This is a genomic window from Deltaproteobacteria bacterium (assembly GCA_009930495.1).
Classification (GTDB): Bacteria; Desulfobacterota; Desulfovibrionia; order Desulfovibrionales; family Desulfomicrobiaceae; genus Desulfomicrobium.
Genome location: RZYB01000103.1, coordinates 1 through 9,879 on the forward strand (window position 1 = coordinate 1; position 9,879 = coordinate 9,879).

Below are 9,879 nucleotides of genomic sequence, written 5' to 3' on the forward strand. Positions count from 1 at the left end.
CGTCGCCGAGTACAACCGCGAGAAGGATCGGGTGACCATCGAGAAGACCTTTGAAGCGCTTCTGCAGATCATGGATGAGATGGACGATGAGGAGAGCCGTGCCGTTCGGGAAGGACTCGACGAGGAAAGTCTCGCCGTGTTCGACTTGCTGAGAAAGCTGGACCTGACGCCTGGAGACATCAAACGCATCAAGGCCGTGGCCGTTGACCTGCTCGTAACCCTCAAGGCGGAAAAACTGCGAATCAATCACTGGCGCGACAAGGAATCCACCCGCGACGCGGTTCGACTGACGATTCAGGATTATCTCTGGAGCGAGCAAACCGGGTTGCCGAAAACCTATTCAGAGGAGGACGTGCGGGACAAGACAGAGGCGGTTTTCGTGCATGTGTTCCGGGCGTACCCAACGGTGCCGTCACCCTACTACGCCAGCATGGCGTCGTAGAGAGTAACGAAGGACAACATGAAATACCAGCCACCCTACACCATCACCCCGGCGATTGTGAATCTTGTTGCCGAGATCGGCGAAACCATCGGCCGCTACACCGTGCTGGCCGAACAGAACCTGACTCCGCGCCTGCGCCGGGAGAACCGCATCCGTACCATCCAGGCCTCGTTGGCCATCGAGAACAATACGCTCACCCTTGAACAGGTGACCGCCGTGATTGAGGGCAAACGGGTTTTGGGCCACCCCCGCGAGATTCAGGAGGTGCGTAACGCCTTTGCGACCTACGAGGCCATGGCGGACTGGGACGCCAGTGTCGAGAAGGATCTGTTGGCGGCGCACGAGTTGTTAATGCGCGGGCTGGTGGATGAAACGGGCCGATATCGATCCGGCGGGGTCGGCATCTTCCGGGGAGAACAGCTGGTGCACATGGCTCCCCCCGCAGAACGCGTGCCCAAGCTGATGGCGGATCTGCTTGATTGGCTGGAAAACACCAACGAACATCCCTTGGTGGCCAGTTGCATTTTTCACTACGAGTTTGAATTCATCCACCCCTTTGCTGACGGCAACGGCCGCATGGGTCGGTTGTGGCAAACCCTGATTCTTCGGAACTGGAAGCCGCTGCTGGCCTACTTGCCGGTGGAGACCGTGATCCGTGATCGCCAGGAGGATTATTACCGGGTGCTCGCGGTGGCCGACAGCCAAGCGGATGCCACGCCATTTGTCGAATTCATGCTGGGTGCGTTACGCGATGCCGTACGCGAGGCGGTGTCGACCGATCAAGTAGGCGACCAAGTAACCGACCAAGTAGCGGCATTGATCCGTGCAATTGGGAGCGGCGAGCTGGGTAGCAATGATTTGATGCAGGCTTTGGGTTTGTCACACCGACCCACGTTCCGGAACAACTACCTCAACCCAGCCATGGAAGACGAATGGATCGAACGCACACAACCCGATTCCCCTCGCAGCCCGACTCAGCGCTACCGGTTGACCGGTAAAGGCCATCGTTGGCTGCAACACCATGCCGACGAGTAGCAGAGGCATACTTGCGACAAACTCGCGACATGGCTTGTGACAATCGGGCCATGGCATTCCCCGGGGCGATAAAAGAGAGTTTCTTGAAAGGCATCCTATGAAGCAGATGAAACCGTTTACCGGAAAATGGCGCATCGTCGAGATGGAGGTCTGGGATCAGGATTACGTCGACATGGAGGTGCCGGGATACATCCGCATCGGCTCGGATGGCACCGGACGGTTTCAGTTCGGCCTGGTCTCCGGGGACATCGATGGCCGGGTGGAGCAATGCGGTAATGCGCCACGTTTTGATTTTTCCTGGTCCGGGCAGGAAGAGAACGATCCGGTCTGCGGTCGGGGCTGGACGGTTGTGGGAAGATCTTGCCCTGTACCGCCGTTTGATCCGGAGCCTCCAGGCAGATTGACGAGTTTGCAAGAGACAGGGCCTGCCCGATCCGGTACCGTGCAAACGCTGCAACATTTCCATGCCAAGAGGAGGGTGCCATGAACAAACGTGTGCTCATCGGCCTGTTGGGATGTATCTTGTCCGTTTGTTTCATCCATGTTCCGGTTTCTTCTGGCCGGAATGCCTTTTGCTCTGCGGTCGTCCATGCCGCCGAAACCTTTCCCGTGCCCGACCCCATTGTCTTTGTCCGCGCCCGCGAACCCAACGAGGGCGCGTTCAGCCTGCTGATTCCCAAGGGCTGGCAGACCAAGGGCGGTATCTACCATGTCGATCCGACCACGACCAATGGCTTCACCAATTCCGTGGCGCCCAAGGGCAATTTTTTGGTCAAAAAAGACGAAGCCGGAACGGTCATGCTGCATTGGCTCCCTGATTACTGGTATTGCGACACCCGACTGAGTCCGGCCGGTCAAATGGGTTTTTTTCCGCAGGGGTCGTACTACAACGGCATGCTCGTCATGCCCTGTCCCTCGGCGGCCGATTTTTTGCTTCGTCTCGTGCTGCCGCAACTGCGGCCGGATGCCGCCAATGTGCGGGTCGTGCGGGTCGAGGCCCTTCAGGACGTGGCTGGAGCCTATCAACGTCAGGCGGCGCTTCCTGGCATCCAATATGACGCCGCGCGCGTCACGGTCGGTTATGAACAGGGTGGCATGACCTACAAGGAGTGCCTGTCCTGCGTCATCGAGAACCTGGGGCCGTCCGGAGCCGGGATGTGGCAGAACCGTCAGACGGTTTGTGCCAGGGCGCCCTTCGACGAATTCGCGGCCTGGGAAAAGGTCGGGGCCATGATTTATGACTCCGTGCGTTTCGACCCCCATTGGTTGGAAGCGGCCGCCCGCGCCACGCGGCAGCGCACCCAAAACGCCCAGGCCACCCAACGGTACATCCAGGGCGTGGGCCGCCAGATCGTGGAGCACCGTCAGAACACCAATGCGGAGATTCGCCATGGTGGCTATCTGCTTGTGACCGGTCAGGACGACTACATCAATCCCCACACCGGCGAGACAGAAATCCGGCCCGACGGCTGGAAGCATCACTGGCAGAACTCCGCTGGCGAGGTTGTGGTTTCCAACGCCAGGGACTACGACCCCAACCACGACGACGGACTGGGCCTGGTCAAGGATTTCAAGGAGTCTCGGCTGCGACCGAGGTAGGAATCGGCCAGGTGGACACCGCCGTGGGAGAACTGGCTACTTTTTGATGAACAGTAACTTCGAGGTGTGACCCGATGGGCAAGGTAATGTCACCAAAAGCGCTCTTGGTGGCGCTTTTTGGCGTGGCCGTGGTCGTGTTGGCGACGGGTTTTGGGCTGTTGTGGTTTTTTTCGTCCCAAGGGACCGTGTCCGTGGGCACGGTGGGTTGGACCGCGCTGGGGTGTCTGCTGGGGTTATGCTGTGTCGCCGGGCCGTTGGCCGTTGCCGCCGGACGCGCCATCTCGGGCACGAGGCGTGAAATCCAGCAGGGCGTCGAGCGGGTTTTGGGTGGAGATTTCGGCGTGTCCTTTGCTGGCGCGGGGGACAACGACCTGGCCTGTATCCGGCGCTCCGTGGAGGCGCTTTTTGGGCATTTGCGGCAGGAGCTGAGTTTCGCCCGTGGCGTGCTCAAGGGGATCGATTCGCCACTTGTCGTGGTCGATACCCAGGAAGTTCTGATTTACACCAATGCGTCCCTGATCGCTATCTTGCAGCATGATGGCAGGCCCGAGGACTATTATGGCCAGAACGTCGCCCATTTTTTCTACGGCGATTCATCCCGACGCACGGTGCTGCGGGACAGCCTGGAGCACAACACCATAACCGCCCGCGAGGTGGAGTTGGTGGGGCGGAAGGGCGGCAAGCGCAATATCCATATCCATGCCTCGCCCCTGTTTGATCTGAACGGGGCCTTGATGGGGGCGCTGTGCATTTATCAGGATTTGACGGAATTGCGGGCGCGGGAAGCGGAAATTTTGTCCCAGAACGAACGTATCGCGGCCGCGGTGCGCGAGTCCGAGGCCGTGTCCCTGGACGTGGCCCGGTTGGCTCGGGAGATTTCCCAACAAGTTGGTCAGACCAGTCGCGAGGCGGATCTTCAGACCGAACGTGCCCTGGACACGGCCACGGCCATGGAGCAGATGAACGCGGCCGTGTTCGAGGTGGCCCGCAACGCCTCCGCCGCCGCATCCCAGGCCGCGCAGGCTCGGGACATGGCCCAGGACGGCTCCCACGTGGTCGATCAAGCCATGAATGCCATCGCCGAGGTTGCTAGGCAGTCGGAGAGTCTGCGCGAGAGCATGGGTGAACTTGGCCAACGCGCGGCCGGTATCGGACAGATTCTGAACGTGATCAGCGATATCGCGGACCAAACCAATTTGTTGGCGCTCAATGCCGCCATCGAAGCCGCTCGCGCGGGTGACGCCGGACGCGGGTTTGCCGTGGTCGCGGACGAGGTGCGCAAGCTGGCCGAAAAAACCATGCAGGCGACCAGGGAAGTGGACGGCGCCATCACGGCCATTCAGGATGGAGCGCGGCTGAACGCCACGAGCGTGGATTCGGCTGTTCAGGCCGTGCATCGTTCCCGATCGTTGTCGGCGGCCTCGGGTGAGGCCCTGTCGTCCATTGTCCGCATTGTCAACGAGACTTCGGATCAGGTCCAGGCCATTGCCACCGCCGCCGAGGAGCAGTCCTCGACCAGCGAGCACATCAATCAATCCGTGGACGAAGTGAAGGACATTTCCAGCCGCGCCTCCTCGGCCATGGCCAGCGTGTCCCGGGATGTCGGGGAGCTGGTCCGTCTTTCCGCGCGGCTGCGCGGGATCATCGCGGCCGTGAACGGGAGTGGGCAGGCTTGACGGGTGTTTTTCGTTTCCGGCCCTAGTCGTGCCGCTGGCGCAAGGAACATTTCGGATGCCTGATTTGATCACGGTTCACGAAACCGGGCCACACGCCCCGCGGGCGACGTCGGGACCGCTGTTGACATCCCGGCCCGGGGTGGCAAAGACCGGGTTTACATTCCAGGACCGGTTTTTTATTCGTCCCGGCTTTCGCGATGTTCGCGGGAGGCCATCCCGGCCCAAGCCCGGCGCGGCCGCGCCATTATTCCATGGAGGAAGTCATGCCCATCAAACGTTTTTTGATCCTGGCCCTGACGGCGTTCGCGCTCTGCCCGGCCTCGGTCCTGGCCAAGGACCTGGCCATCGGCCTTATCCTGGTCGGCCCCTATAACGACAAAGGCTACAGTCAGGCCCAGTACGAAGGCGGCAAGTACGTGGAAGAAAAGCTTCCCGGCACCAAGCTCATTTACCTGGACAAGGTCAACCCGGCCGACCGCCCCGGCCTGACCATCCCCCAGGTGGTGGACGATCTGGTCGAGAAGGGCGCCGATATGATCATCGCCGGTTCCGATGACATGAAGGACGGCATCCGCGAGGCGGCCAGCCTGCATCCGGACAAGGTTTTCATCCATGCCTCCGGTGACGACGTCCTGACCGGCAAGGCGTCGGCCAACCTGGGCAATGTTTTTGGCCGCATGGAATATGGCAAGATGATGGCCGGTTTCACGGCGGCCCTGACCTCCAAGACCGGCAAGATCGCCTACCTCGGACCGCTGATCAACGAGGAAACCCGCCGCCTGGCCGCCTCGGCCTATCTCGGCGCCAAATACGCCTGGACCAAGGTTCTGGGCAAAAAGGCCGAGGAGCTCAAATTCAAGGTCAGCTGGATCGGGTTTTGGTTCAACATCCCCGGCGTGACCACGGACCCGACCCAGGTCGCGGGTTCCTTCTTCGACGGCGGATATGACGTGGTCATCTCCGGCATCGACACCCCCGAAGCCGTGACCGTGGCCCGCCAGAAGCGCGACCAGGGCCGGGACGCGTGGGCCATTCCCTACGATTACGCCAAGGCCTGCGAGGGCCAGGGCCTGGCCTGTATCGGCGTGCCGTATTTCAACTGGGGCCCGGCCTTCCTGCGCCAGGCCAAGGCTGTCCAGGGCGGAACCTGGAAGCAGGCCTTTGAGTGGGATGCCCCGTACTGGGCTGATATCAATGATCATGACCAGTCCATCGTGGGCTTTATCACCGGCGAGGGCATGACCCCCGAGGTCAGGGCCAAGCTCGACGCCTTTGTCGCCGACATGGGCGCGGGCAAGGTCAATCTTTTCACCGGCCCCCTGAATTATCAGGACGGCACGTCCTTCCTGAAGGACGGCGAAAAGGCCACGGACGAGCAGATCTGGTCCCTTGAGCAGCTTCTGGAAGGCATGGACGGCCAGTCCAGCGCCAAATAATCCCCACGCGGTCACGTCCCGGAATCCCGACGATCGGGATTCCGGGTTTCACCCACACCTCACCCTCCGGACACAGTCTGGATCAGTGGATCCCCCTGTATGCTTGTCCTTGACAATATCCATAAACATTACGGCAGGGTGCATGCCAATGACGCCGTCAGTCTGGTCCTGGAACCGGGCCGGGTCTATGCCCTTGTCGGCGAAAATGGGGCCGGAAAAAGCACCCTGATGCGCATTTTGGCAGGCCACACCGTGCCCGACGCCGGAACCATCACCGCCCGGGGAACGTCCCACTCCCGTCTCACCCCGGCCCTGGCCCAGGCTTTGGGCATTGGCATGCTTTACCAGGACCCCCTGGATTTCCCGGCTCTGCCCGTGTGGGAAAATTTCCGCCTGAGCGGCACGCCGCGCAGCCGGACCGAGGTGATCGACAAGCTTGGCGAGCTGTCCAACCATTTGGGCGTGTGCTTCCTGCCCAACGAGCCCGTGGCGGCCATGACCGTGGGCGAGCGTCAGCTGCTGGAATTGCTGCGCCTGCTGGATCTGGGGGCGACCACCCTGATTCTGGACGAGCCGACCACCGGCATCACGCCGGAACAGAAGCGCAACCTGTTCGGCCTGCTGACCCGTCTGGCCCGGCGGGAGAAGCACACCATCGTCCTGGTCACGCACAAGCTGTCCGAGGCGCTGGAAATGGCCGACGCCATCTTTGTCATGCGCCAGGGCCGGCTGGAGGCGCGGCTGGACACGCCCTGCGAAGCCCATGAATTGGTCCGGATCATGTTCGGGGACGCCGCCGTCGACGATGGCCCCTCGGAACTGCCCGCTCCGGCGCCGGGAACGCGTCTGGGTCTGGAACAGGCTGTGTTTGCCGGGCCCAAGTACCATCTCGGGCCGCTGGACATCACCGCCGCGCCCGGAGAGATCATCGGGCTGGCCGGGTTGGATGGCAGCGGCCAGGAATTGTTTCTGCGCGGCGTTTGTGGCCTGGACCGTCTGATCAAGGGACGACTTGCTCTCGACGGACGCGAATTTTTTCGCACCGATTTCACGACCCTGCGCGGTCGCGGCGTGCATTTCGTGCCGGCCGACCGCATGGACCTGGCCCTGTTTCCGGATCTGTCCATCCGCGAGCATATCCTCCTGGCTTTCCCGGACCAGGCCGCGAGCCTGGAACGTTTTCACCAGCGGCAGTGCGTGGAGCGCTTCAATCTGCGCGCCCATCCGGATACCCCGGCCAAGGCCCTGTCCGGCGGCAACCAGCAACGCCTGCTCCTGTCCCTCATCCCGGACGACGCGCCGCTTCTGCTCATGGAGCACCCGACGCGTGGCCTGGACGCCGGATCGTCGCGACAGGTCTGGGAGGATCTGCGCCGCCGCTGCGCCCAGGGCGCGACGCTTTTTTTCTTTTCCCCGGATCTGGACGAAGTCATCGAGCACGGCCACCGCGTGCTGGTCTTCTTCGACCGCGCCCTGGTGGCCGACGTGCCGCGCGAGCTGGCCACGGTGGAGCGCATTGGGGCGCTCATGGCCGGAAAAATTCCGGAGGCCGACCATGCCGCCTAAAACGCCTCGTCGTTGGCTCACGGAAGCCGTCTGGATTCTGGCCGCCCCGGCCCTGGCCCTGATCCTGACCGTTCTCGTGGCATTGCCCACGGGCGCGCCGCCCCTGTCCACCCTGTCCGTGCTGATCATGGGCGGCCTGGGTTCCTGGTCCAAGTTCGGCCAGGTTCTGACCGTGTTCGTGCCACTTTTGCTGTGCTCGGCCGGCCTGCTCATTCCGTTCACGGCCCGGCTCTGGAATATCGGCATCGAGGGCCAGGTCGTGCTCGGGGCCATCTTCGCCACCGGAGCGCTGATGCCCGTGGATCAGGGCGGGCCCGCCCACATCGCCCTGGCCCTGGCGGCCGGCATGGTCGGCGGCGCGCTCTGGGCGCTGCTGTCCGGAGCGCTCAAGACCTGGGGCCGGGTGCACGAAATTTTTTCCGGTCTGGGACTCAATTTCGTGGCCATGGGCCTGACCATCTGGCTTATCTTCGGCCCCTGGAAACGCCCCGGCGTGGCCTCCATGAGCGGCACCGAGACCCTGCATGTCTCCCTGTGGCTGGACCGTATCGCCGGCCTCGCCGCCAGCGGGACAGCGCTTGTCCTGGCGATCGTGGCCCTGGTCGGTGTCGGCGTTCTGCTGCGCCGTACCAGATGGGGCCTGAAACTCAAGGCCGTGGGCCAGAACCCCAAGGCCGCGCGTCTTTTTGATCTGTCGCCGCGCGTCCGCATGCTTCAGGCCTTTGCCCTGTGCGGCGCCCTGGGCGGGCTGGCCGGAGCCGTGCAGGTTTTGGGCGTCTACCATCGCCTGCTGCCGAGCATTTCCTCGGGCTACGGCTACACCGCCCTCATGGTCGGAATGATGGCCGCGTACCGCGTGACCGCCGTGCCGTTTATCTGCCTTTTTTTCGCCATCTTGAACGTGGGCTCCATCCAGCTCCCCTTGCAGCTCAATTTGGATTCATCCTTGAGCGGGGTCATCCAGGGGCTGATGGTGCTCTCGGTTTTTGTCACCCAGGGGCTGCGGGCATGGACGCTTCGCCGACGGGAGGGGGTGTAATGCAGGAATTCATGCTTGTGCTGGCCGGAATCCTTCTGGCCGGAGCGCCACTGGTGTTGGCCACGCTGGGCGAGACCATCACCGAGAAGGCCGGAGTCATCAATCTGTCCCTGGACGGAACCATTTTGTTGGCGGCCATGACCTCGTTCGCCGTGGCCGTGACCACGGGCAGCCCGTGGCTTGGCGCGGTCGGCGGCATGGCCGTGGGCGCGGTCGTGGCCCTGATTTTGGGCCTGACCAACATTTACCTCGGCCAATCGCAACTGGCCGTGGGCTTCATCCTGACGCTTCTGGCCCGGGATCTGGCCTATTTTCTGGGCCATCCCTTTTCCCGGCAACCCGGTCCAAATCTTGGTTATTGGGGTCTTCCGGGTCTGTCCGATCTTCCGGGTCTGTCCGATCTGCCGGTGCTGGACGCCCTGTTCGGGCGGCAGTCGCCAATGGTGTCCATCAGTCTGGCGGTCATCGCGGGGTGCTGGTGGTGGATGTACCGGACCAACGCCGGCATGCGCCTGCGGGCCGTGGGCGAGTCCCCGCGCGCGGCCTTTGGGCGCGGCATCCGGGTGCGCCTGTCGCGGTTGTGGGCCTGCCTTGCCGGCGGCGCCCTGGTGGGTCTGGCCGGAGCGGCCTATTCCCTGGCCGTGAAGCCGGGCTGGGGCCGCCCCCAGGGGTGCGAGGGCGCGGGCTGGATCGCCCTGGCCATCGTCATCTTTGGCGGCTGGCATCCGGTGCGCGCGGCCATTGGCGCGTATTTCTTCGCCGCCCTGCAGGTTTCGGGCATCTATCTGCAGGATATTTTCCCGTCCATTCCGGCCCAGGTCTTCCAGGTCGCGCCGTTCCCGATGATGATCGTGACGCTTTTGGCCGTGAATCTGGGCAGGATGAGCTTGGTGCAGGATCTGTTGCGCCGTTACCCGTTCCTGAAGCGTTTCTCGGGCAGCTGGCCCATCACCGCGCCAGCCGCCCTGGGCCAGGATTTCGACCCGAAAAAGGGACTGTAGACATCGAGCGCCGACGGCGCTGGACGAAAGGGATTTGGTGATGGCCGTCTGTCTTGAAATCGTCACACTGTTTCAAGTTTCTTGA

8 protein-coding genes and 1 pseudogene are annotated in these 9,879 nt (G+C 62.7%); all 9 read left to right on the forward strand.

Annotated features, from left to right (window positions below; genetic code table 11):
• On the forward strand, positions 1-442 hold a 442-nt coding region (locus EOL86_09275; protein ID NCD25767.1), incomplete at its 5' end, for a DUF3387 domain-containing protein.
• An 18-nt stretch (positions 443-460) separates the two neighbouring features.
• Entirely contained in the window at positions 461-1,477 is a 1,017-nt protein-coding gene (locus tag EOL86_09280) for a Fic family protein (GenBank protein ID NCD25768.1), read from the forward strand.
• A 97-nt stretch (positions 1,478-1,574) separates the two neighbouring features.
• A pseudogene (locus EOL86_09285) lies at positions 1,575-1,829 on the forward strand (hypothetical protein).
• Between the two features lie 131 nt (positions 1,830-1,960).
• Positions 1,961-3,076, forward strand: coding sequence for a hypothetical protein (locus EOL86_09290; protein NCD25769.1), 1,116 nt, complete (start codon positions 1,961-1,963; stop codon positions 3,074-3,076).
• A 74-nt stretch (positions 3,077-3,150) separates the two neighbouring features.
• Complete coding sequence (locus tag EOL86_09295; protein NCD25770.1) at positions 3,151-4,752, forward strand: methyl-accepting chemotaxis protein; 1,602 nt, start codon at positions 3,151-3,153, stop codon at positions 4,750-4,752.
• A gap of 263 nt (positions 4,753-5,015) precedes the next feature.
• Entirely contained in the window at positions 5,016-6,188 is a 1,173-nt protein-coding gene (locus tag EOL86_09300; GenBank protein NCD25771.1) for a BMP family ABC transporter substrate-binding protein, read from the forward strand.
• A gap of 99 nt (positions 6,189-6,287) precedes the next feature.
• Entirely contained in the window at positions 6,288-7,754 is a 1,467-nt protein-coding gene (locus EOL86_09305; GenBank protein NCD25772.1) for a sugar ABC transporter ATP-binding protein, read from the forward strand.
• Complete coding sequence (locus EOL86_09310) at positions 7,744-8,793, forward strand: ABC transporter permease (protein NCD25773.1); 1,050 nt, start codon at positions 7,744-7,746, stop codon at positions 8,791-8,793. The genes EOL86_09305 and EOL86_09310 overlap by 11 nt, the downstream gene beginning before the upstream one ends.
• Entirely contained in the window at positions 8,793-9,794 is a 1,002-nt protein-coding gene (locus tag EOL86_09315; protein NCD25774.1) for an ABC transporter permease, read from the forward strand. The genes EOL86_09310 and EOL86_09315 overlap by 1 nt, the downstream gene beginning before the upstream one ends.
• Positions 9,795-9,879: the final 85 nt, after the last annotated feature.